At 72.1% G+C, this 22,446-nt stretch carries 22 protein-coding genes and 1 tRNA gene; 9 read left to right on the forward strand and 14 right to left on the reverse strand.

The genetic code is table 11. From position 1 onward, the window contains the following. Positions 1–55 precede the first annotated feature (55 nt). Positions 56–877, reverse strand: a complete 822-nt coding sequence (locus tag ACWGO8_RS05070; RefSeq protein ID WP_376955846.1) for an amino acid ABC transporter substrate-binding protein — start codon at positions 875–877, stop codon at positions 56–58. Positions 878–1,174: 297 nt separating this feature from the next. Here ACWGO8_RS05070 and ACWGO8_RS05075 point away from each other — a divergent pair, with 297 nt between their 5' ends. After that, positions 1,175–1,504: a hypothetical protein gene (locus ACWGO8_RS05075; RefSeq protein ID WP_376955845.1), complete on the forward strand. Its 330-nt coding sequence runs from the start codon at positions 1,175–1,177 to the stop codon at positions 1,502–1,504. A 65-nt stretch (positions 1,505–1,569) separates the two neighbouring features. On the opposite strand, the gene ACWGO8_RS05080 is transcribed toward ACWGO8_RS05075, so the two are convergent. From ACWGO8_RS05080 to ACWGO8_RS05095, 4 genes are read right to left on the reverse strand one after another with little or no spacing between them, the layout of a single operon-like run. Next, the gene (locus tag ACWGO8_RS05080; protein WP_376955844.1) at positions 1,570–1,827 is read right to left on the reverse strand and encodes a hypothetical protein; all 258 of its coding nucleotides are present in this window, start codon (positions 1,825–1,827) and stop codon (positions 1,570–1,572) included. Positions 1,828–1,864: 37 nt separating this feature from the next. After that, positions 1,865–3,364 carry an aldehyde dehydrogenase (NADP(+)) gene (locus ACWGO8_RS05085; protein WP_452042027.1) on the reverse strand — a complete coding sequence of 500 codons (1,500 nt, stop codon included), beginning with the start codon at positions 3,362–3,364 and terminating at the stop codon, positions 1,865–1,867. After that, positions 3,364–4,554 carry an acyl-CoA dehydrogenase family protein gene (locus ACWGO8_RS05090; RefSeq protein WP_452042028.1) on the reverse strand — a complete coding sequence of 397 codons (1,191 nt, stop codon included), beginning with the start codon at positions 4,552–4,554 and terminating at the stop codon, positions 3,364–3,366. The genes ACWGO8_RS05085 and ACWGO8_RS05090 overlap by 1 nt, the downstream gene beginning before the upstream one ends. After that, on the reverse strand, positions 4,551–5,732 hold the full coding sequence (locus ACWGO8_RS05095; RefSeq protein ID WP_452042029.1) for a CaiB/BaiF CoA transferase family protein: 1,182 nt from the start codon (positions 5,730–5,732) through the stop codon (positions 4,551–4,553). Before ACWGO8_RS05095 ends, ACWGO8_RS05090 begins: the two co-directional genes overlap by 4 nt. Before the next feature lie 115 nt (positions 5,733–5,847). On the opposite strand from ACWGO8_RS05095, the gene ACWGO8_RS05100 reads away from it, so the two are divergent. From ACWGO8_RS05100 to ACWGO8_RS05110, 3 genes are all read left to right on the forward strand, one after another. Further along, positions 5,848–6,618: a FadR/GntR family transcriptional regulator gene (locus ACWGO8_RS05100; RefSeq protein WP_452042030.1), complete on the forward strand. Its 771-nt coding sequence runs from the start codon at positions 5,848–5,850 to the stop codon at positions 6,616–6,618. Further along, complete coding sequence (locus tag ACWGO8_RS05105; RefSeq protein WP_452042031.1) at positions 6,599–7,375, forward strand: PDC sensor domain-containing protein; 777 nt, start codon at positions 6,599–6,601, stop codon at positions 7,373–7,375. The genes ACWGO8_RS05100 and ACWGO8_RS05105 overlap by 20 nt, the downstream gene beginning before the upstream one ends. 112 nt (positions 7,376–7,487) lie before the next feature. Continuing rightward, the gene (locus ACWGO8_RS05110; protein ID WP_452042032.1) at positions 7,488–8,852 is read left to right on the forward strand and encodes an NAD-dependent succinate-semialdehyde dehydrogenase; all 1,365 of its coding nucleotides are present in this window, start codon (positions 7,488–7,490) and stop codon (positions 8,850–8,852) included. Between the two features lie 99 nt (positions 8,853–8,951). Here the strand turns inward: ACWGO8_RS05110 and ACWGO8_RS05115 are convergent, their stop codons facing one another. Further along, positions 8,952–10,094: a flavin-containing monooxygenase gene (locus ACWGO8_RS05115; protein WP_452042033.1), complete on the reverse strand. Its 1,143-nt coding sequence runs from the start codon at positions 10,092–10,094 to the stop codon at positions 8,952–8,954. Between the two features lie 94 nt (positions 10,095–10,188). Then, the gene (locus ACWGO8_RS05120) at positions 10,189–11,823 is read right to left on the reverse strand and encodes a LuxR C-terminal-related transcriptional regulator (protein WP_452042034.1); all 1,635 of its coding nucleotides are present in this window, start codon (positions 11,821–11,823) and stop codon (positions 10,189–10,191) included. Positions 11,824–12,050: 227 nt separating this feature from the next. Here ACWGO8_RS05120 and ACWGO8_RS05125 point away from each other — a divergent pair, with 227 nt between their 5' ends. Both ACWGO8_RS05125 and ACWGO8_RS05130 read left to right on the forward strand, forming a co-directional pair. After that, positions 12,051–13,574, forward strand: coding sequence for an APC family permease (locus ACWGO8_RS05125; protein WP_452042035.1), 1,524 nt, complete (start codon positions 12,051–12,053; stop codon positions 13,572–13,574). 97 nt (positions 13,575–13,671) lie between these two features. Then, on the forward strand, positions 13,672–14,472 hold the full coding sequence (locus tag ACWGO8_RS05130) for an alpha/beta fold hydrolase (RefSeq protein ID WP_452042036.1): 801 nt from the start codon (positions 13,672–13,674) through the stop codon (positions 14,470–14,472). Positions 14,473–14,478: 6 nt separating this feature from the next. On the opposite strand, the gene ACWGO8_RS05135 is transcribed toward ACWGO8_RS05130, so the two are convergent. Then, positions 14,479–15,117 (reverse strand): iron chaperone, encoded by a 639-nt coding sequence (locus ACWGO8_RS05135; RefSeq protein WP_452042037.1) that lies wholly within the window; start codon positions 15,115–15,117, stop codon positions 14,479–14,481. 120 nt (positions 15,118–15,237) lie between these two features. Then, a complete protein-coding gene (locus ACWGO8_RS05140) occupies positions 15,238–16,860 on the reverse strand; it encodes a LuxR C-terminal-related transcriptional regulator (protein ID WP_452042038.1) in 1,623 nt (540 codons plus the stop codon). 66 nt (positions 16,861–16,926) lie between these two features. Between ACWGO8_RS05140 and ACWGO8_RS05145 the strand changes: the two genes are divergently transcribed. Next, the gene (locus tag ACWGO8_RS05145; protein ID WP_452042039.1) at positions 16,927–17,196 is read left to right on the forward strand and encodes an acylphosphatase; all 270 of its coding nucleotides are present in this window, start codon (positions 16,927–16,929) and stop codon (positions 17,194–17,196) included. 137 nt (positions 17,197–17,333) lie between these two features. After that, on the forward strand, positions 17,334–17,693 hold the full coding sequence (locus ACWGO8_RS05150; protein ID WP_452042040.1) for an SPW repeat domain-containing protein: 360 nt from the start codon (positions 17,334–17,336) through the stop codon (positions 17,691–17,693). Between the two features lie 84 nt (positions 17,694–17,777). Here the strand turns inward: ACWGO8_RS05150 and rplA are convergent, their stop codons facing one another. The 5 genes from rplA to ACWGO8_RS05175 form a co-directional block, all read right to left on the reverse strand. Continuing rightward, entirely contained in the window at positions 17,778–18,467 is a 690-nt protein-coding gene (rplA, locus tag ACWGO8_RS05155) for a 50S ribosomal protein L1 (protein WP_452042041.1), read from the reverse strand. 145 nt (positions 18,468–18,612) lie between these two features. Next, on the reverse strand, positions 18,613–19,041 hold the full coding sequence (gene rplK / locus ACWGO8_RS05160) for a 50S ribosomal protein L11 (protein ID WP_148732537.1): 429 nt from the start codon (positions 19,039–19,041) through the stop codon (positions 18,613–18,615). 143 nt (positions 19,042–19,184) lie between these two features. After that, on the reverse strand, positions 19,185–20,111 hold the full coding sequence (gene nusG / locus ACWGO8_RS05165; RefSeq protein ID WP_376955827.1) for a transcription termination/antitermination protein NusG: 927 nt from the start codon (positions 20,109–20,111) through the stop codon (positions 19,185–19,187). A gap of 60 nt (positions 20,112–20,171) precedes the next feature. Then, positions 20,172–20,447 (reverse strand): preprotein translocase subunit SecE, encoded by a 276-nt coding sequence (gene secE, locus ACWGO8_RS05170; RefSeq protein WP_452042042.1) that lies wholly within the window; start codon positions 20,445–20,447, stop codon positions 20,172–20,174. Positions 20,448–20,487: 40 nt separating this feature from the next. After that, a tRNA-Trp gene (locus ACWGO8_RS05175) sits at positions 20,488–20,560 on the reverse strand. A gap of 243 nt (positions 20,561–20,803) precedes the next feature. Here ACWGO8_RS05175 and dgt point away from each other — a divergent pair. Continuing rightward, positions 20,804–22,318: a dGTP triphosphohydrolase gene (gene dgt / locus ACWGO8_RS05180; protein ID WP_452042043.1), complete on the forward strand. Its 1,515-nt coding sequence runs from the start codon at positions 20,804–20,806 to the stop codon at positions 22,316–22,318. Positions 22,319–22,446: the final 128 nt, after the last annotated feature.

The following is a 22,446-nucleotide window of genomic DNA, read 5'->3' on the forward strand; positions in this document are numbered from 1 at the left end:
AGCCTCCCTCCGGCGGCATCCGCCGCGCCGCCACCCTACCCGGTGACGGGCTCACCTACTGCGAGACGTCGGCGCCGAAGTACTTCTCGCCGAGCTCGGCGAGCACGCCCTCGTCGCGCAGCTCCGCGAGCGCGCCGTTCACGGCGTCGACGAGCGCCTGCTTGTCCTTCGTGAAGGCGAGGGCGCTGAGCGACGGGTCGTCGGTCTCGGCGGCGACCTCGATCGCCGCGTCGGGCGTCGTGTTCACGTAGTCGAGGAAGGTGAGCTTGTCGTTGATCGTCGCGTCGACGCGGCCCTGCTGCAGGAGCGAGACGGCCTGCGCCCAGCCCTCGACGGCCTCGACGTTCGCGCCGGACTCCTGGGCGAGCTCGTACCAGTTGCTCGTGAGCGACTGCGCGGTCGTCTTGCCGGCGAGGTCGTCGAAGCTCGAGATCGACGAGTCGCCCTCGTTCACGACGATGACGCCGGGCGAGACGGTGTAGGGCTCGCTGAAGAGGTACTGCTCCTCGCGCTCGGGGTTGATCGAGACCTGGTTCGCGATCACGTCGAACCGGCCCGCGTCGAGGCCCGCGAAGATCGCGTCCCACTGCGTCTCCTGGAACTCCACCTTCAGGCCCAGCTTGTCGGCGACGGCCTCGGCGAGCTCGACGTCGTAGCCGACCAGGTCGCCCGAGCCGTCCTCGTGGAAGCTGAAGGGACGGTACGTGCCCTCGGTCGCGACGGTGAGCGTGCCCGCCTTCAGCAGGCCGAACTCGTCGCCGCCCTCCGCGCTGTCGCTCGCCGCGGGTGCGCCGCTCGAGCAGGCGGCGAGGGCGATGAGTGCGGCGGATGCTGCGGCGAGGCCGAGCAGGGTGCGGGCGCGGCGAGCGCGGGTCATGTGGTGCTCCTTCGTGGGGAATGTCGAGGCCCGGCGGGCGTTCGTTCGTCGCCCGGGCGGAACCAGTCCAGCACGCGGGCGACCCGTGGTGAAACCGCATGACTCCGCATTGCATTCCGGATGCCGCGAGATCGGGACGTATGGCCGGCCCCGCGGCGCATACGGGCGGCGGCATACACGGCCCGGCGTGTCGCGTGCAAGCCCTGCCGCGCCGCAACCGCCCGTCACTACGCTGGCCGCGTCGTGGGAGTCCCCTCCCGCGTCGCGGTGACCCCCACACCAACCCGAAGGGACCCCATGATCACGCTGTCCTGGCTCCTCGTCATCGCCCTCATCGGCGGCGCGCTCGCGCTCGTCGACGGCATCCTGCGCCTGCGGGCGCGCCGCGGCTCGACGATCGTCGGCATCATCGAGATCGTCGTCGCAGGCCTGTTCCTGCTCGCGCTGTTCATCCCCGGCATCCCGTTCGGCGCCATCGTGCTCGCCGTCGCCACGCTCGTCGTGCTGGCCGTGGCGCTCTTCGCCGGCGGCCGCACCGGACGCACGATCACGATCATCGCCCTCGTCGCGATCGCGCTCTACCTGATCCTCGCGAACCGCTGGCTGGTGATCCCCGGCGTCAACTGACTCGGGCACGCGACGAGGCGGCCGTCCCCGGTGGGGGCGGGGCCGCCTCGCGTCATGCGCGCCGGTCAGCCGCGGTCGTACGCGGCGCTCCAGGCGAGCGCGTCGACGGCGTCGCCGCCGAGCTCGGGATGCCGCAGCCGAAACTCCGAGGAGGACGCGGCGTAGTCGGCCTCGAGGGTGCGGGCCGCCTTGGCGAGTGCCGGTCCGGCGACCCCGCCGAACCGTGCGATGACCCGCGCGTCGTCGCGGACGGGACTGGGCGTGCTGCCCCAGCCGGTCCACTCCACGACGGCACGGGTGAGACGAGGCTCCATTGCCTTCATCGGTGCTCCTTGCTTCGTTGCATCAACGATGTTATGCCTACGCGGGCGACGTGTCGTCACGGTTGACGGCCGGTATCGGGATGCCGTCCTCGCGACGCGGAATCCCCAGCGGATTCCCGTCGCGGAGCTCGACCGGAAGCACCGCGGCGGGGGCGTCCTGGTACGCCACGGGCGTCAGGAACCGCCGGATCGCGGTCGCGCCGACCGAGGTGTGCACCGATGCCGTGGTGGCGGGCCAGCCGGCGCCGTGGTGCTGCGCCCACGCGATCGCGACGCCCGTCGGCCAGCCGTTGAACACGAGCCGTCCGGCGACGCGCTCGAGCTTCCCGGCGAGCGCCGTCACGTCCTCGCCGCGCGCGTGGTGGATCGAGGCGGTGAGGCTGCCCTCGAGGGCGGCGAGCGCGGTGTCGAGCTCGTCGTCGTCGCGGTAGCGCACGAGCACCGTCAGCGGGCCGAAGCACTCCTGCAGCCACGCGTCGGATGCGGCGGCGAACGTGGTCGCATCGGTCGCGACGACGGTGGCCGGGGCATCCGCACCCTCGGCCGCGCCCCGCCAGACGAGCTCGGCGCCGTCGAGGCCGGCCAGCCGCTCCGCCCCCTCGGTGAAGGCGGTCGCCATGCCGTCGGTGAGCAGGCGCTGCGCGCCGACCGTGCCGAGCGCGTCGCAGAGCGCCTCCTCGAAGCCCGTGCCCTCGGGCACGAACACGAGTCCGGGCTTCGTGCAGTACTGGCCGCCGTCGCGGGTGAACGAACCGGACAGCCCGGTCGCGATCGCCTCGAGGTCGGCGTCGGCCGCCGCGCGCGTGACGACGACGGGGTTCAGCGAGCCGAGCTCACCGTAGAACGGGATCGGCGCGGGCCGGGCCGCGGCGAGGTCGAACAGTGCGCGTCCGCCACGCAGCGACCCGGTGAACCCGACCGCGGCGACGAGCGGATGCCCCACGAGCTCCACGCCCGCGTCGAGTCCCTCGACCGACGAGAGCGCATCGGCCGGCGCACCCGCGTCGGCGAGCGCGACCCGGCCGACCTCGACCACGCGGTGCGAGAGCCGCGGATGCCCCGGGTGCGCCTTCACGACGACCGGGCATCCGGCGGCCAGCGCCGACGCGGTGTCGTTGCCGAGCACCGAGAACGCGAACGGGAAGTTCGACGCGGCGAACACCGCGACGGGGCCGATCGGCCGCAGCATCCGCCGCAGGTCGGGACGCGGCGGCACGAGCCGCGCGTCGGGCGGGTCGATGGTCGCCTCGAGGTAGGAGCCCTCCTCCACGACCCCGGCGAAGAAGCGCAGCTGGGTGGCCGTGCGCACGACCTCGCCGCCGAGCCGCGCCTCGCTCAGGTGGGTCTCGTCGTGCGCGATCGCGACGAGCTCGTCGCGGTGGTGTTCGACCGCGTCCGCGAGCGCCCGCAGCCAGGTCGCGCGCTCGGCACGGGTCGTACGGTCGACGCCGGATGCCGCGGCGGCGCGCACGGTCGCGTCGACCTCGGCCGAGGCCTCGGTGCTGCCGTCGGCGACGACGGTGTGGCGGCCGCTCATCAGAACGCCGCCAGGCCCGTGAGGGCGCGGCCGAGGATGAGCTGGTGGATCTCGTCGGTGCCCTCGTAGGTGCGCACGGACTCGAGGTTCGCCGCGTGGCGCATGACCGGGTACGCGTCGGTGATGCCGTCGCCGCCCAGGATCGTGCGCGCCTGGTGCGCGATCTCGAGCGCCTCGCGCACGCTGTTGAGCTTGCCGACCGAGATCTGCGCGGGCGTGAGGCGCCCCTGCTCCTTGAGGCGTCCGAGGTGGAGGGCGAGCAGGATCCCCTTCTCGAGCTCGAGCAGCATGTCGGCGAGCTTCGCCTGGGTGAGTTGGTTCGCACCGATCGGCCTGCCGAACACCTCGCGCTCCCGCGAGCGCTCGAGCGCGGCCTCGAAGCACGACCGGGCGGCGCCCATGGCCCCCCAGACGATGCCGTACCGCGCCTCATTGAGGCAGCCGAAGGGGCCGGAGAGCCCGGATGCCCCGGGCAGGATCGCGTCGGCCGGCACGCGCACCCCGTCGAGGTCGATGTCGCACTGCACCGACGCGCGCATCGAGAGCTTGCCCTCGATGGGGTTCGCCGTGAACCCCGGCGTCGTGGTGGGCACGAGGAAGCCGCGCACGGCCGCGCCGCCCGTTCCGAAGGACGGGTCCTCGACCCGCGCCCACACGACGGCGACATCCGCGAGCGACGCGAGCCCGATCCAGCGCTTGGCGCCGTCGATGACCCACTCGTCGCCGTCGCGGCGGGCGACCGTGGTCATCGCCGCCGGGTCGGAGCCGCCCTGGGGCTCGGTGAGCGCGAAGCATCCGATGAGCTCGCCCTTCGCCATGCCCGGCAGCCACTGCTGCTTCTGCTCCTCGGAGCCGTAGCGGCGGATCGCGCTCATCGCGAGCGAGCCCTGGACCGAGACGAACGTGCGCCAGCCCGAGTCGGCGGCCTCGAGCTCGAGGCAGACGAGGCCGTAGCTCACGGCACCGGCGCCCGCGCAGCCGTAGCCCTCGAGGTGCATGCCGAGGAAGCCCTGCTCGCCGAGCTCGCGCACGAGCTCACGGCGGAAGTGCCGGTTCTCGAAGTCCTCCTCGATGATCGGGAGGATGCGCTCCTGCGCGAACGCGCGAGCGCGTTGCTGCCAGTCGCGCTCCTCGTCGGTGAGCAGGCCGTCGAGGTCGAACACCTCGTCGAGGCGTGGGGCCGTGGTCATGCGATGGGTCCTTTCTCACGGACATCGCGCGGATCGCGCGGAAGCCAGTCGGCGCCGGCGTGCTCGTCGAGCCGCGGCGGGGGCGTGCGGTAGTCGGGGACGGCCTCCGAGAGGCCGATGGGGTTCGCGACGGTGCGTGTCGCGCCCAACTCGACGACGGGCTCGAGGCCGAGCGACTCCGCGAACGCGATGGCCTCGGCGACGTCGTTCACGAGCCCAGCGGGCACGCCGGCGTCCGTCAGGGTGCGCACCCAGTGGTCGGCGGATGCCGCGGCGAGCGCGCCCTCGAGCTCGGCGTGCAGCAGGTCGCGGTGCGCGACGCGCGCCTCGTTCGTGGCGTAGCGGGGGTCGTCGGCGAGGGCCGGGACGCCGAGCAGCCCGGCGAGCGCGCGGAACTGCCGGTCGTTGCCCACGGCGATGACGAGGTCGCGGTCGGCGGCGGGGAACACGGCGTAGGGCGCAATGCTCGGATGCCGATTGCCGAGCCGTCGCGGCGCACGCCCGGTCGCGAGGGTGGAGGCGGCCTGGTTCGTGAGCGCCGAGAGCAGGCTCTGCAGCAGGTTCACCTCGACGCGTTGGCCGAGGCCGGTGCGGTCGCGGTCGCGCAGCGCGAGCAGGATGCCGGCGACGGCGTTCTGCCCGCAGAGCACGTCGACGAGCGCGACCCCCGCCTTCGACGGCTCGCCCTCGGGCTCGCCGGTGATCGACATGAGCCCGCCGACCGCCTGCACGAGGAGGTCGTAGCCCGCGAGGGTCGCCCCCTCACCCGTGCCGAAGCCCGTGATCGAGCAGTACACGACGCCGGGGTTGGCGGCCCGCACCTCGTCGTACGACAGGCCGAACCGGTCCATCACGCCGGGGCGGAAGTTCTCGACCACGACGTCGGCGGATGCCGCGAGCCGCCGCGCCTCGGCGAGTCCCGCCTTCGTCGCGAGGTCGAGCGCGACCGACCGCTTGTTGCGATTCACGCTGCCGAAGTACGTGGCCTCCCCCGCCGCGTCGACGGGCGGCTTCCAGTGCCGCGTGTCGTCGCCCGCCGGCGGCTCGACCTTGATCACGTCGGCGCCGAAGTCGGCGAGCGTCATGGTGGCGTAGGGCCCCGCGAGCACGCGGGAGAAGTCCGCGACGCGCACGCCGGCGAGCGCGCCGCGCGGCGTCGCACGGGTCGACTCGGTCATGGATCATCCGCCTTCGCATGATGCGGCCCGGCGGGGCACGCGGGATTCATCCTATATCGAATCTTTTTTCCGCGCGGCGCCCGCCGTGGGCGCACCCCTCGGCTAACGTGGTCCCATGGAGACGAGGGTCGGTCCCGGCGCGCGCGAAGCCGTGTTCGCCCAGCTCGCCGACGCCGGCCGCGCGGAGCAGGTCGCCCAGCGCCTCACCGACGGCATCGTGCTCGGGGTGCTCGACCCCGGCGAGCGCCTCCCCAGCGAGCCCGAGCTCGCCCGCCGCTTCGGCGTCGCGCTCATCACCGTGCGGGAGGGCCTCGGCATCCTGCGCGACGCCGGCCTCGTCGAGACCCGTCGTGGCCGCGAGGGCGGCAGCTTCGTGGTGCACGACGACGCCGAGCACCGCGCGATCATCACGGCGCGGCTGCGGGGGCTCGCGCAGGTCGAGCTCAGCGACATGGCCGTGTACTTCGGCGCGATCCTCGCGGGCGCCGCCGAGCGCGCCGCGGAGCGCGCGTCCGACGAGGACGCCGCGAACCTGGCGGGCTGGCTGCGCAACGCCGACTTCTCGACCGCCGCGGCGGCGCGCACCAACCAGGGCGGGTTCCTGCTCGAGCTGGCGGTGCTCAGCCAGTCGGCGCGGCTCGTCCGCGAGCAGATCCGGCTGCAGGCCGAGTTCGGCCCGCTGCTCCTGCTCGGGTTCGCCGACGAGGTCGCGCGGGCCGAGGCCGCCGACCTGGACCAGCGCATCGTGCGCGCCGTCGCACGGCACCGGGCGTCCAGGGCCCGCGAGGCCGCGGGCGAGCTCGTCGTGATGCTCGCCCGGCGACTGCTCGCCGCGAAGGCGCGCGTCGAACGAGGGGGTGCGCTCGATGAGCCGCACGCCGACTGAGGTCGCCGACGCCGTCAGCGAGGTGTTCCGCGGGGTGTTCGACCAGCTCGCCGCGTGGCGCACGCCGATCGAGCAACTGCTCGCGGCCAGCGCGGGCGGAGTGGGCGCCGCTGCGGGCGGCATCGGCGCAGGCGCGTCGAGCGGCGAGGTCCGCCCGGTCACGCTCGACACGACGGTCGCCGACCTCGTGCTCCCGCGGCTCGAGGAGGACGACCCGATGCTCGTGGGCGCCGGGTTCATCGCCGACGGCGAGGTCGTGCGCGGCAAGGGCGTGCACTTCGCGTGGTGGCTCGGGCCCCTCGACGACAACCCCGTGCTCGGCTCCACCGACGGACCGACGCGACTCGACCTGTCGACGCGCGGCTACACCGAGTACCTCCGCGACTTCCGCGCCCTCGAGTGGTATCGCATCCCCGCCACCACGCGGCACGCGCACGTCACCGGCCCCTACGTCGACCACCTCTGCACGTGCGACTACATCCTCACGCTCACGATGCCCGTGCACGACGCCGACGGCGAGCGCATGGTCGGCGTCGTCGGCGCGGACGTCGCCGTGCGCACGCTCGAGCGCGCGCTGCTCGCCGCGTTCCTCGACGTCGAGGAGCCGCTGGCGCTCGTGAACGAGCACGGCCGCGTCGTGCTCTCCACCGAGCCGGCGCTGCAGGTCGGCCAGCTTGCGGGCCCCGGAAGCCGGACCGTACCGTGCGCCGGCACGCCGTTCGCCGTGCGCGTACAGCCCGCGGCATCCGGTTCCTGATCAATCATTCAGTGGTATATCTTTGACGGACGAGCGACTGCACCGCGGCAGACGGCCCTTCGACCGGCTCAGGGACCGAGGCGTGCGTGCACCTGAGAAGGAGAGAACTCCCATGAGCTATGCCGTGACCAACCCCGCCACCGGCGAGACGGTCAAGACGTACCCGACCATCACCGACGCCGAGCTCGAGGCCGCCATCGCCGCCGCCGCCGAGGCGCACCGCACCTGGTCGAAGTCGACCACGGTCGAGGAGCGCGCAGCGCTCGTCCGCCGCGTGGGCGAGCTGCACGTCGAGCGCCGCCAGGAGCTGGCGGAGATCATCGTGCGCGAGATGGGCAAGCCCATCGAGCAGGCCCTCGCCGAGGCCGACTTCGCCGGCGACATCTACGGCTACTACGCCGACAACGCGGCCGAATTCCTGAAGGACGAGCCGGTGTCGCTGCTCGCGGGCGAAGGCTCGGCGGTCATCCGCCGCTCCTCGCTGGGCGTCCTGCTCGGCGTCATGCCGTGGAACTTCCCGTACTACCAGGTGGCCCGCTTCGCCGGACCCAACCTCATCATCGGCAACACGATCCTGCTCAAGCACGCCGAGCAGTGCCCCGAGTCGGCCGCGGCCATCGCGCAGATCTTCGCCGACGCAGGCTTCCCCGAGGGCGCGTACGTCAACATCTACGCGTCGCACGACCAGATCGAGACCGTCATCGCCGACCCGCGCGTGCAGGGCGTCTCCCTCACGGGCTCCGAGCGCGCCGGCGCCGCGGTCGCCGAGATCGCCGGCCGTCACCTCAAGAAGGTCGTGCTCGAGCTCGGCGGCTCCGACCCGTTCATCCTGCTGTCGACCGACGACCTCGACTCGGCCGTGCAGAACGCGGTCGACGCGCGCCTCGACAACAGCGGCCAGTCGTGCAACGCGGCCAAGCGCTTCATCGTGATCGACGACCTCTACGAGCCGTTCCTCGAGAAGTTCACCGCGAAGATCGCCGAGGTCGAGGCGACCGACCCGACCTCGTCGGACTCGGCGCTCGGCCCGCTGTCGTCGCTGAAGGCGGCCGAGGGCCTCGACGAGCAGGTCAAGCGCGCGGTCGAGCACGGCGCGACGCTCGTGCACGGCGGCTCGCGCGACGGCGCGTTCTTCCAGACGACGGTGCTGACGGATGTCTCGTCCGACAACCCCGCGTCCAAGGAGGAGTTCTTCGGCCCGGTCGCGCAGGTGTACCGCGCGGCCGACGAGGGCGACGCCGTCCGCATCGCCAACGACATCCCGTTCGGCCTCGGCTCGTACGTCTACACGACCGACGCCGCGCAGGCCGACCGCGTCGCAGACGCGATCGAGGCCGGCATGGTGTTCGTCAACCTCGTGCTCGCCGACGGCGCCGAGCTGCCCTTCGGTGGCGTCAAGCGCTCGGGCTCGGGCCGCGAGCTCGGCCGCTTCGGCGCCGACGAGTTCGTCAACAAGAAGATGATCCGCGTCGGCTGACGCCACCATCCGCTGATCGAGGAGCGCCCGCCGGAGGCGGACGCGTATCGAGATCCGCGCACTCGAGCCCCCGGTCCGCGTGGCCGGGGGCTCACCGCGTCAGGCGGCGTTCGCCGTCGCCGGTTCGCCGTCGACCGTCGACCGCACCCGGCGAGGAGCGCGCAGCTGCCGTGCGAGGTACGCCGCGTCGCGGACGATGCCGGGCAGGCTCTCGGAATTGATCGAGTACATGGCGTCCAGGCCGAGCGCGTAGAGCCCGGGTACCGACTCCACGACCCCTCGCCACTGCCGGAACCGGCCCGTCTCGTCGAACGCGGGGACCTGCAGCCATCCGAAGTCGCTGCGGAATCCGGTGCACCAGATCACGTTCGCCACGGCGTGCACGCGTCCGTCCGCGGTGACGGGGAGCCCATCGCTGACACCCGTCACCCGTCCGACCGCCTCCACTCCGGCCGCGGCGAGCTCCTTCCTCCGGGTGCGGATCAGCGGTGCGGCATGCGAGGTGAGCTTCGGCAGCACCCGCCGCCCGACGGCCGTGCCGAGCGAGAGCACGTGCAGGCCCGCGAACCGCACGAGCGGGAAGACGAACCGCGCCGCCATTCGCCCGTGCCGCACGGGCAGCTCGCCGCCCGGCGTCCCCGAGACGCTCGTGGCGTGCGTGCGACTGAGCTCCCGGGCGATCTCGGCGCCCGAGTTGCCGAGCCCGACGACGAGCACGGGTCCGGGCTGCAGCTGCCCGGGGTTGCGGTACTCGGCGGAGTGCAGCTGGACGATGGATGCCCGGAGTCCGCGTGCGAAGTCCGGCACCCTCGGCTCATGGAACGCACCGGTCGTGATGATCACGCGCTGCGCTCTCCACCGGCGATCGCCGGCGCTGATCGTGAACACGTCGCCATCGCGACGAACGCCGTCGACGTGCACGCCGAGCAGGATCGGGAGCGCATTCCGGGTCGCATACGCCTCCAGGTAGTCGGCGAGCTCGTCCTTGGTGGGGAACGCCAGCCCGTCGCCGGGGAACCTCATGCCGGGCAGCCCGTCGTATCGCGCCGGGGTGAACAGGCGCAGGGAATCCCAGCGCGTGCGCCACGCATCGCCGACGCGCCGCCGGTCGTCGAGGATCACGAACTCGCGATCCTGCCGTCGCAGGTGGTAGCCGATCGCGAGCCCGGCCTGCCCGCCGCCGATGACGACGGCGTCGAGCTCCCGATCGGTCTCGTCCATGTGGTCGGTTGTCTCGTTCATGGGCGACACGGTACGGATGCCGCAGGGGCCGCCGCGTCGGGAGAATCCCCCATTCGCCACGAGCGCCTGCTGCGGGGCATCCGCCGCATGCCGATCAGTCGGCCACCCCCTGCCGGAACGCCCAGGCCGTCGCGGCCGACCGCGACGACACGCCGAGCTTGCCGAAGATGTTGCTGAGGTGCCGCTCGACGGTCTTCTCGCTGAGGAAGAGATCGCTCGCGATCTCGCGATTGGTCTCGCCCGCCGCAACGAGCCGCAACACCTCGGCTTCCCGGTCGGACAGCCCGCCCGGCTGCGGCGTCGACGCGGTCGACCACTCGGCCTCCGCCGCAGCGAGCGCCTGACCGGCGCCGAGATCCGCGAACACCACGCGCGCCGCGTCGAGCTCCATCGCGGCGGACGCCTCGTCGTCGAGGGCTCGGCAGGCCCTGGCCGCGGTCAGCCGGCACCGCGCCGCCTCGTAGGGCACATCCAGGTCACGCCAGCGGGCCCATGCCCGCCGCGACGCCGTCAGCGCGCCACGCGCGTCGCCCTCGGCGAGCCGCACCGCCGCGTCGGCCTGCTCGACGACCGCCAGCAGCATCGGCATCGGGCTCGACCGGCTGAGCTCCCGCAGCTCGTCGGCCACCGCACGCGCGGCGGCGACGTCGCCGGCGGCGAGCTGGATCTCGACGGTCGCGGGCAGCAGCCAGCGGCGCTCCGCCGGGTCCAGTCGCTCTGCCGCGGCGAGGACCATGGCGCGCGCCACGTCGACCTCCGCCTGTGCCAGCCTCAGCAGGGCGAGGCCGGGCTGGGGTTCGAAGCCCGTGCGTGCGGCCTGCTCGAAAGACGACGCCGCGGCATCCGGCTCACCGCGCAGCCGATGCACCTCCCCGATCTGGTAGCACGCTCCGAACATGCCGTTGGGATCCCCGAGCTCCGACCGCTGCCGCGCCTCCTCCGCCGCTGCGAGCGCGTCCGCCCAAGCACCGTGCAGGAGGAAGAGCTCCGCACGGTGCGCGTGACACTGGCCGCTGAACGCGACCATGTCGGGCTGTTCGGCGCACCAGCGATCGAGCGCCCTCGTCCACTCATGCGCACGCCGCACGTCGAAGGTCCGGCGGCAGCACTGCAGGACCTCGCAGTACACGATGCCGGAGGGAATGGGCGAGAGCTCGCCCGCCGTGACGGCGACCATCACCTCATCGAGCCGCGCGAGACCCTCCGCCGCACGGCCGAGCATGATCTCCGACTCGCCGAGGCCCATCTGCCCGAGGGCGAGGAGGTCGGCATCCTGCGCGACGCGCGCGAGCTCGGACGTGCGCGCGAACAATGCCGCGGCGTCCTCGGCGTCGCCGCGGTACAGGGAGGCCAGGGCCTCCGGGATGAAGAGGAACCCGTGGTCGGGGCGGCCGTCGGGGTGCTCGTCGAGGAGTCGCTGCGCCCGCGCGAACCAGCCGCCGGCCTGCGCCAGGTTCCCGACGTACATGAACTCCATGCCGAGCCACACCGCACTCCGGATCGCGCCGTCGAGGTCCCGCTCGGCGATGAACGCCTCGTGTGCCCGGGTTCGCCACGCGACGCTCTCCTCGAACCGCCCCACCAGCAGGGCCGCGGTGGCGAGCTGCTCGAGGTCGAGTGCAGTGGCCGCCGTCGCACGATCGGCCGCATCCAAGTCGTCGATGGCCTCGGTCCAGCGATGTTCCGAATATGCGGTGCGGCCTCGGTCGAGGGCGGTCGGCGCGTCCATGACGCCTCCAAGTGGGGCTGTCGGCGTCGACCGTGCGCGAGTCGGGAGACCGGCGGATCCGACCGGCGCCCAGCCTCAGGCTAGACCCGCGTGCCGGAGCCCGGCAACGGCGGGATCGGAAAATCATTTGGTGCTATAGCTTTAGCGCCAAAGGTATGGCAAGCTGTCGCAATCGACTGGCGTCCGGGGTGGGCGGACGCGATCAATGACGATCACGAAAGGTCACGATGTCAGAACCCGCGAAGCCCGCCGACCTCGGCGACGGCGAGCACCTCCAGGTCCTCGGCTACGAGGACGAGTTCAACCGTTCCATGAGCCTCTGGGCGAACTTCGCCCTCGGCTTCACCTACCTGTCGCCGCTCGTCGGCGTCTACTCGCTCTTCGCGCTGGCACTCACCGTCGGCGGCCCGCCCTCGATCTGGTGGATCGTCATCGTCGGCGCCGGGCAGCTGCTCGTCTCGCTCGTGTTCGGCGAGGTCGTGTCCCAGTACCCGATCCACGGCGGCATCTATCCATGGGCTCGCCGCCTGTGGGGTCGCCGCTACGCGTGGATGGCCGCGTGGGTCTACATCTGGGCCATGATCGTGACGATCACCGCCGTCGCCGAGTACGGGTCGGGCTTCGCCGCGAGCCTGTTCGGCGTCGAGGCGACTCCGACCACGGGGCTCGTGCTCACCCTCGCCCTGCTGCTCATCGCGCTCGCGATCAACTTCACCGGCACGAAGTGGCTGGCCCGCGTCGCCCGCATCGGCCTCGCGGCCGAGCTCATCGGCGTCATCGGACTGGGCCTGTACCTGCTGATCTTCCAGCGCAAGCAGGAGTTCAGCATCTTCTTCGACACGATGGGCGTGCAGGGGGACGGCAGCTACCTGCCGGCGTTCATCGGTGCCGCGCTCGCCGGCCTGTTCCTCTTCTACGGCTTCGAGGCGTGCGGCGACGTCGCCGAGGAGGTCGAGAACCCGGCACGACGCATCCCGAAGGCGATGATCCTGACCATCCTCGTCGGCGGCGTCTCCGCCCTGTTCTCCTTCGGCGGCTACGTGCTCGCCGCGCCCGACCTGCAGGCCATCGTCTCCGGCGAGGACGCCGACCCGATCCCCGCGATCCTCGAGTCGACGCTCGGCCCGGTCGGGGCGAAGCTCTTCCTCGTCGTCGCCATCACGGCGTTCCTGTCCTGCGTGCTCAGCCTGCAGGCCGCAGCGAGCCGCCTCCTGTTCTCCTTCGCACGCGACGGGATGCTCCCCGGTCACCGCTGGCTGTCGAAGGTGTCGGAGCGCAGCAAGGTCCCGACGAACGCGCTCATCGTGGCCTGCACGGTGCCCGCGCTGATCGCGATCCTCGTCTGGCTCAACGCCGACCTGCTCTACCCCGTCACGGCGTTCGCGGTGCTCGGCATCTACGTCGCGTTCCAGATGGTCGTGCTCGGCTCCCTGCGCCAGCGGCTCCGCGGCTGGAAGCCGGCAGGTCCGTTCTCCCTCGGCCGCTGGGGCATCGTGGTCAACGTCCTCGCGCTCGCGTACGGGATCTTCGCGATGTACCTGCTCGCGGCTCCCGGCGCATCGGGTGACTTCTTCACCGACTGGGTGGTCCTCCTCGGCCTCGGCGTCGTGCTCGCGACGGGCCTCGTGTACCTCTTCCTGGCGCGACCCGACCGCAAGTCGGATGCCCCGGCCGGCGACGCCATCGAGGTGGCGGCGCGCCTGCGGGCCCGCCGCGGCGAGTTCACGGAGGAGCCCTCGACCGTGAACTGACGCGGGACGGGGACGAGCGGTCGCGGCCTGGGGAACGTCGCGACCGCTCGTCCGCCGTTCGTCGCCGCGGTCTTCGGCACAGGACTACCGTGACGGCATGGGGACCGTGCGGGTCGACGGCCTCGACCTCGCCTATCGTCGGAGCGGACGCGGCATCCCGCTCCTGTTCCTGCATGGCGCCTTCGGCGACTCCCGCGACTGGACCGCCGAGTCCGAGCGCCTCGCCGATCGCGCCGACGTCGTCGCATGGGATGCGCCCGGCTGCGGCGGCTCGTCGGACGTCCCCGTGGGCTGGACGGACGAGGACTGGGCCGACGCCATCGCCGGCTTCGTCGAGGCGCTCGGGCTGGACCGACCCGTGATCTGCGGGCTCTCGCTCGGATCCGTGCTCGCCCTGCTCGCGGTGCGCGACCACCCCGGCCTGGCCAGGGGTCTCGTGCTCGCCGGGCCGTACGCGGGCTGGGCGGGGTCGCTGCCGCCCACCGAGGTGGAGCGACGCATCCGCGACTTCGAGGCCACCGTCGACGTGCCGCCCGCCGAGTGGGCGGAGGAGTTCCTGCGTGACGCCTTCCCGACCGGCGCCGCACCCGAGCGCCTCGCCTCGGCCCGGGCGGCCCTGCTGGAGTGGCGGCCGCAGACGACCGCGGCGATGCTCGAGGCGCTCGGGCAGCTCGACCTTCGCTCGAGCCTCCCCCGCATCGACGTTCCCACCCTGGTCGTGCACGGCGGCGCCGACCGGCGCAGCCCGTTCACCGCGGCGCTCGCGATCGCGCAGGCGATCCCGCATGCGCGACTCGTGGAGCTCGCCGGCCTCGGCCACGACTGCTGCGGCGAGGCCGAGTTCATCCGCGCGGTCGAGCGGTTCCTCGACGACCTGGGCGACGAGGCCGCGGCGTAGACGCGGTCAGCGCTTCTTCGCGGCGTCGATCTGGTCGCGGCGCAGCAGGATGATGCGGTCGACGAGCGACTCGGGCAGCGGATGCTCGGACGAGAACCGGATCGTGCCCTTCGACCACGACCAGCCGTCGAGCTCGCCCTGCACCGACGAGACGACCTCTGGGCTGAACGGGTAGAGCCCGATGTGGTCTTTCGTCGACATCAGGCTGAGCAGCGGCGAATCGCGGTACCGCAGTGCCGGCATGCCGTAGCTCACGCCCTCGACCGCCTCGGGCACGAGCGACACGGCCCTCGCCCGGATGCGCTCGATCAGGTCGCGCTCGGGCTCTTCGAGCCCGGCGATGTAGTCGCTCATCTCCCCCATGACGTCACATGGTACGCCCGAGGTGCGACGCGACGAGGTGAGGCAGAGCAGCAGCATGATGCCGCACGAGACGAGGTAGAACGTGTGCAGCGCCCAGATCGGGCCGAGCGGCAGGCTGAACACGTAGAGCGAGTACACGGCGTTCGCCGCGTTGATGATCGCCATGCTCGTCAGGCTGTACGACGAGACATCCCGCGTGCGCAGCGCCTTGCGCAGCATCGGCAGGTTGCTGACCGCGAAGGCCACGGTCGAGACCGTGCCGGCGATCAACGGGATGTCCATGGCCGCAACGGTAGGCCGGGGCATCCGGATGCCGCGTCGGCCGAAGCGCCCAATTCCGCCGGCCGGCGGGCATGGGTCATCCTGTGCACGGCGACCGCCGGCCGCGACGCTCGCAGCGTGTCAGACGAGCCCGTTCTCGTAGGCGTAGGCGGTCGCGCCGGAGCGCGACGACAGCCCGAGCTTGCCGAAGATGTTGCTGAGGTGGCGGGCGACGGTCTTCTCGCTCAGCGAGAGGCGTTCGCCGATCGCGCGGTTGGTGAGGCCCGTCGAGACCAGGCGGAGCACCTCGATCTCCCGGGCAGTGAGCGACCCGGTCGGCCGATCCCCCGTGAGCCCGGCGAGCTCGGCGAGCGCCGGGTCGGCGTCGAGCGCGCGGAACACCTCGCGGGCGCCGCGGAACTCGGCCTCGGCGCCGACCCGATCGCCGAGCTCGGCCAGCGCGCGTCCCGCCACCACCCGGCTGCGCGCCAGCTCGTACGACGCACCGGTGGCACGCCACGCGTCCACGGCGACCCGCGCCGCTTCGAGCGCCGCCGCCGCGTCGCCCTCGGCCAGCAGCATGCGGGCCTCCGCCGACGCGATCACCGCCTGCAGCGTCGGCGTGGTCATCTGCTCGCCCGACTCGCGGAGCTCGGCGATGGCGCGGCGGGCCGCCTCGACCTCGCCGCCGGCGAGCTCGATCTCGACGACGGCGGGCAGCAGGTACCGCCGGGTGAACCGATCGGCCCCTGCGGCGCTGCGCCGGATCGCGTCCTGCGCCTGCCGCGTGCGCCCGGCGGCGAGGTGGAGGAGGGCAAGGCCCGGCTGCGGCTCCCACCCCGACTCGCCCGCCCGTCGGTAGGAGGCCTCGGCGGAGTGGAACGCGCCGCGCAGGCGCGCGAGCTCGGCGAGCTGGTACGGCGCGCCGTGGATCGCCCGGTAGTCGCCCGCGCGGAACCGGGCGAGCGCCAGCTCCGCCGCCGTCGCCGCCTCGTCCCACGCGCCACGCGCGATCAGGAGCGCTGCCTGAAGTGCGTGGCGCTGCCCGCTGAAGGTGACGAGCTCGGGCTGCCCGCGGCACCACTCGTCGAGCACCGCCGTCCAGGCGGCGGCGCGCTCGAGGTCGGACGCCATGAGCGCGTCGGAGATCACGGCGCACACGATCACCCCGACGGGCACGGGCGCGACGTCGCCGGCCGTGACCGCCGCCATCGCGCGATCGAAGCTGCGGAATCCCTCGTCGATCTCGCCGAGCTCGATGAGCGACTTGCCGCGGCACAGCAGCGCGTTCGCGGCGAGCTCCCGGTCGTCGTGGAGTTCGGCGATCGCGAGGACCTCCTCGCACTGCCGCCGCGCCTCGACGGGATCACCGCTGCCGAGCTGCCCGACCGCCGGCGCCAGTCGGACGAAGCCGGCGACCGAGCCCGGGTCGGCCATGGCGTGCACGAGGTGCATCCCGCGCGAGGCCCAGACGACGCTGCGCGAGAAGTCGCCGAGCTCGATGAACCACAGCGCCAGCCAGCCCGCCGCGCGCGCGGCCCCTGCGGTGTCGCCGACGCCGAGGTGCCCGTCGTAGGCGCGCGACAGCAGGTCGACCGAGCCCTGCGGCTCGCCGCGCAGGAGCGCGACGTTCGCGAGCAGCTCGAGGTCGGTCGCGCCGAGGCCGTCGACGGCGTCCGCGACCGAGAGGCGCTCGTACGCCTCGGCCCAGCGCCGCTCGGCCGCGGCCGCGCGGCCCGCCTCGAGTGCGCTCGACGAGGTCATCTCGCTCCCAGCCGGGCGCGGTCCGCCGTGGCCCGACGCCGGCACTCGTCATCGTACGCTGGAGGGGTGATCCGCAGGCGGGTGATCGTGCACGGCGGGGTCCAGGGCGTGGGCTTCCGCTACTCCGCGCGGATGCAGGCCGAGCGACTCGGGGTCGCCGGTTGGGTGCGCAACCGCGCCGACGGCACGGTCGAGGCCGAGGTCGAGGGCGACGCGGCATCCGTGCAGGCCATGCTCGACTGGCTCGCCGAAGGGCCGCCCGGAGCCCTCGTGCAGGGCACCGAGGTCGCCGAGGTCGAGCCCGCGGGCGAGCGAGGGTTCCGCATCGGCTTCTGAGCGGATGCCGCGCGCCCCACTCCCCTCGCGGCGAGCCGGATTCCCTGATCAGCAGCGATTGCCGCGCGACTCAGGCGGTCGTACCGTTAAGTCGACCCCCGCTTTGGGAGCCACCGACCGTGAGGAGGCTGGTTTCTATGAAGAAGTGGACGCGATGGGAGGACTGGGTGGCCATCGCCGCCGGTCTCGCCGTGGCACTGTCGACCACGTTCGTGCCGCCGATGGGCGCATCGGTCGCGATCATGCTGACGCTCGGCGTGCTGCTCATCGTCTCGGGGCTCGTCAACCTGGCGATGCCGGGCCTCGTCGCGATGGAGTACGTGCAGGGCGCCCTCGGCGTGCTGCTCATCATCTCGCCGTGGATCGGCGGCTACGCCGATCCGATGACCTTCGGTGCGGCGTGGATGTCCTGGATCGGCGGTGCGGTCGTCGTGATCGTCGCCGCGCTCGCCATCCGCCCGAGCATGCGGGCGCACCAGGACGCGATCACCCACTGACGATCGGGAAGGACGAAGGGCCCGCCGGCGAACCGGCGGGCCCTTCAGGTCTCGATGCGCGCTTCGCGCGCTCGATCAGCGAGGTCAGATCGCGTTGACGTCCAGCGGGATGCCGGGGCCGAACGTGGTCGACACGGCGCCCTTCTGGATGTAGCGGCCCTTGGCGCTCGACGGCTTGAGGCGCACGACCTCCTCGAGGGCTGCCCTGAGGTTGTCGTTGAGCTGGTCGTGCGAGAACGAGGCCTTGCCGACGACGAAGTGCACGTTGGCGTGCTTGTCGACGCGGAACTCGATCTTGCCGCCCTTGATGTCCTCGACGGCCTTGGCCGGGTTCGGGGTCACGGTGCCGGTCTTGGGGTTCGGCATGAGGCCGCGGGGACCGAGGACCTTGCCGAGACGGCCGACCTGGCCCATGAGCTCGGGGGTGGCGACGGCCGCGTCGAACGCGGTGTAGCCGCCGGCGACCTTCTCGATGAGCTCGGCGCCGCCGACCTCGTCGGCGCCGGCCGCGATCGCAGCCTCGGCGGCGGGACCGGTCGCGAACACGATGACGCGAGCGGTCTTGCCGGTGCCGTGCGGGAGGATGACGGTGCCGCGCACCATCTGGTCGGCCTTGCGGGGGTCGACGCCGAGCTTCAGCGCGACCTCGACGGTCGAGTCGAACTTCGCCGAACCGGTCTCCTTCGCCAGGGCGACGGCGTCGGTCGGGGTGTAGTACTTGCCGGCCTCGATCTTCTCGGCCGCGGCCCGGTAGGCCTTGGACTTCTGTGCCATGTTGCTTCTCCTTGAGAGAGTGTGGTCATCGCGCCTGGCGGGCGCTGCCACGAATGAGAGTTCTGTGCTCTTCGGCCCCTGAGCCTGTCGAAGGGGCGGAAGCGAGCGGTGGCGTTCCCTTCGACGAGCTCAGGGAACGGGGGGATTACTCGACCGTGATGCCCATCGAGCGGGCGGTGCCGGCGATGATCTTCGAGGCGGCGTCGAGGTCGTTCGCGTTGAGGTCGACCATCTTCTGCTCGGCGATCGCGCGGACCTGGTCCTGCGTGAGCTTGCCGACCTTGGTGGTGTGCGGGACGCCCGAGCCCTTGGGCACGCCTGCTGCCTTCTTGATGAGCTCGGCGGCGGGCGGGGTCTTCAGGATGAAGGTGAACGAGCGGTCCTCGTAGACGGTGATCTCGACGGGGATCACGTTGCCGCGCTGCGACTCGGTGGCCGCGTTGTAGGCCTTGCAGAACTCCATGATGTTCACGCCGTGCTGACCCAGGGCCGGGCCGATGGGCGGGGCCGGGTTGGCGGCGCCGGCGTTGATCTGAAGCTTGATCAGACCAGTGACCTTCTTCTTCGGTGCCATGATTTCTCTCTTTCTGTTCGAACGCCCCGATCGGGGCACTCTCCCGCAGGTTCCGGCGGATCCGGGCTGCGGTGGTCTCTGTGCTGGACGCAGCACAACCCTCCGAGTATACCGGAGGGTCGCTGCGTGGGTTCTGTGAGCTCCTAGAGCTTGGTGACCTGGTCGAAGCTGAGCTCGACCGGCGTCTCGCGCTCGAAGAGGGAGACGAGCACCGTGAGCTTGCCGCTCTCGGGCTTGATCTCGCTGATCGTGCCGGGCAGGCCCGCGAACGAGCCGTCCTTGATGGTGATGGTCTCACCGATCTCGAAGTCGACCTCGGCCGGGATGGCGCGGGCGGCGCCTGCGGCGGCACCGGCCTTCGCACCGCGGGCAGGGGCGACGTCCTTGATCTCGACGAGGCTCTTCAGCATGCCGAAGGCCTCCTCGAAGCGGAGGGGCGTGGGGTTGTGCGCATTGCCGACGAAGCCGGTGACACCCGGCGTGTGGCGGATGACCGACCAGCTCTCCTCGTTGAGGTCCATGCGCACGAGCACGTAGCCCGGGATGCGCACGCGGGTGACCATCTTGCGCTGGCCGTTCTTGATCTCGACCACGTCCTCCATCGGCACCTCGACCTGGAAGATGTAGTCGGCCATCGCCATCGACTCGCGGCGCTGCTCGATGTTGGCCTTCACGCGGCGCTCGAAGCCCGCGTAGGAGTGGATGACGTACCACTTGCCCGGGAGGAAGCGCAGCTCGGCGCGGAACTCCTCGTACGGGTCGTTGACGTCCTCGGCCTCCTCGGCGGTCGCCTCGGCGGCCGCGAGCACTTCGTCTTCGGAGTCGATCTCGAGGGCGTCGTCGACGACCGCGTCGGCCTCGGGGTCGGCGGCCTCGGCCATGGCGTCGAGCACCGCATCGAGGTCGATGTCGTTGCCCTCGTCGTCGACGATGTGCACGGCGCGGTGCTCGGCCGCCTCGACCGCATCCTCGTCGCGCTCGTTGGGCGAACCCTCCTGCGCCTCGTCCTCCTCGGACGACTGCTCTGCAGCGGTCGCCCAGTCGACGTCGTCCCGCTCAGTCCTAGCCACTTGTCTCAATCCTTCTCTTCAGTGCGCCGTCGGCGCTCCGGTCACCGGGGTCGCGCCCCACTAGGTCGCGGGAGTACCGAAGACCCAGAGGACGAGCCAGCCGAAGACCTGGTCGAGGCCCCACACGAGCGCCATCATGATGATGACGAACACGAGCACGACGACCGTGAAGCTGATCAGCTCCCGCCGCGTGGGGGTGACGACCTTGCGCAGTTCGGCGAAGACCTGCCGGATGAACAGCGCGATCCGCGCGAAGGGGTTGCGCCGCGCCGCGCGATCGCGCTTCGCGTTGGCGACGACATCCTCGCTGGGCTCGTCGATGATCTTCCGTGCCACCTCGTACACCTTTCGTGGGCCGGCAATCACTGCCGGCTCGCAGGGCGGACAGGACTCGAACCTGCAACCTGCGGTTTTGGAGACCGCTGCTCTACCAATTGAGCCACCGCCCTTCGGAGGACGTGGCCTCCGCGGCTGCCGCACTCCCGCTCGCTCCTCCTGCCCGAAAACGGGCAGGGGAAAGCTTGCGTGGGAACCGCAACCTCAGCAAGTTTAGGCGACGGATGCCGCGCCACCAAACCGCGCCCGGATCGCGGACCCGTCGGCGGCTCCCGAGGCGCCGCCGACGCCCGTAGATTGGGAATCGCAGCGCCGGGATCGGAGCATCATCGCCCGGCCGAGAGGGGAGCCGCCCGATGCCGTCAGCACGCGCCGCCCGACGGTTCGCCGAGCCGCGATCGAGCGTCGAGGTGATCGGCGAGCACTCCGAGTTCCGGCTCGACCTCGAGCGCATCCGCTTCTCGCCGTACTTCTCGCGGCTCTCCGCCGTGACGCAGGTGATCGCGCAGCCCGGCGCCGGCCCGCTCATCCACAACCGCCTGACGCACTCGATCAAGGTGACGGCGGTCGCACGTGCGATCGCCGTCGGGATCACCGACCCGTCGTCGCCGGCCCGCGAGCTCGCGCTCCAGCACGGCTGCGACGCCGTCGTGGTGCAGGCTGCGGCGAGCGCCCACGACCTCGGGCACCCGCCGTTCGGCCACCTCGGCGAGCGCGTGCTCGACCGGCTCGCACGCGAGAGCCTCGGCCTCGCCGACGGGTTCGAGGGCAACGCGCAGACCTACCGCATCATCACGGCGCTCGACGTGTGCGAGGCCGCGCCGCAGGGGCTGAACCTCACGGCGGCGGTGCGCACGGCCGTCGCGAAGTACCCGTGGACGCGGTTCGTCGACGTCGGCGCATCCGACGACCCGCTGCCGCGGGGGCTCCGCCGCGTGTCCGGCGGGGTCGAGGTCGTGAAGTTCTCGGCCTACGACCTCGACGCCGACGACCTGTTCGCCGCACGACGCGGGATGCCGCCGCTGCAGCAGTCGCTCGAGTGCTCGATCATGGACATCGCCGACGACATCGCCTACTCGATCCACGACGTCGACGACTTCTACCGGGCGGGGCTGCTCAGCCAGGGCGCGGTGGCGCGGGAGTTCCGCGGGTGGATCGCGGGGGCGACCGAGCTGCGGCCGCTCGACGACGACGCGCTCACGACCCGCGGCGCGCCGCCCGGCTCGGCGCTCGAGGGCCTGCGGCGCAAGCTCCGCCGCAGCGACCCCTGGATCGCCGACGACGACGCGTTCGCCGACGCCGTCGACGTCGTGGCCGACGACCTCGTCGACGGCCTGCTCGCAACGCCGTTCGACGGCTCGATCGCGTCGGAGCGCGCCCTGTCGTCGTTCACGAACCGCTGGATCGGGCACCTGCGGGCCTCAGTCGTCCCGGCGCCGCCCGACGTCGCTCGCTCGGGCCTCGTGACCCTCGACCGCAGGGCGTGGCACGAGGTGGAGATCCTGAAGTTCGTGCACCGGCACTTCATCCTCGATCGCGCCGACATCGTCATGTACCAGCGCGGACTCAGCCGCGCGCTGACGCGCACGGTCCGCGGCCTCACGGCCTGGGTCACGGACGACTTCGACCGGCACCGCGTGCCCGAACGGCTCCGGGAGCTCGTCGACCTCGCGACCGAGGGGTACGCGAGGCTGCGCGCGGCGCAGCCGGTGGGGATCCCGGTGCCCGAGGCATCCGAGGTGCACACCCTGGGCGTCGCGCGCGGCGTGGTGGACTACGTCGCCTCGCTGTCGGACGACCAGGCCCTCGCCGTGTCGGAGGCGATCGACGGCCGCCCCGACCGGCTGTGGGACATCGGCCAGAGCCTCTGAGCGCCGGGCGCGACACGTCGTCCGTGGATCTTGTCGTGCGACGGCGGCAGCGCTAGCGTCACGCTCAGCACCACCCCGCGCCGCGCGCCCCCGCCCGGCGCCTCGTCCGAGTTCGAGGGAGTGTTCCG

Source organism: Agromyces sp. NPDC055661 (assembly GCF_053618135.1).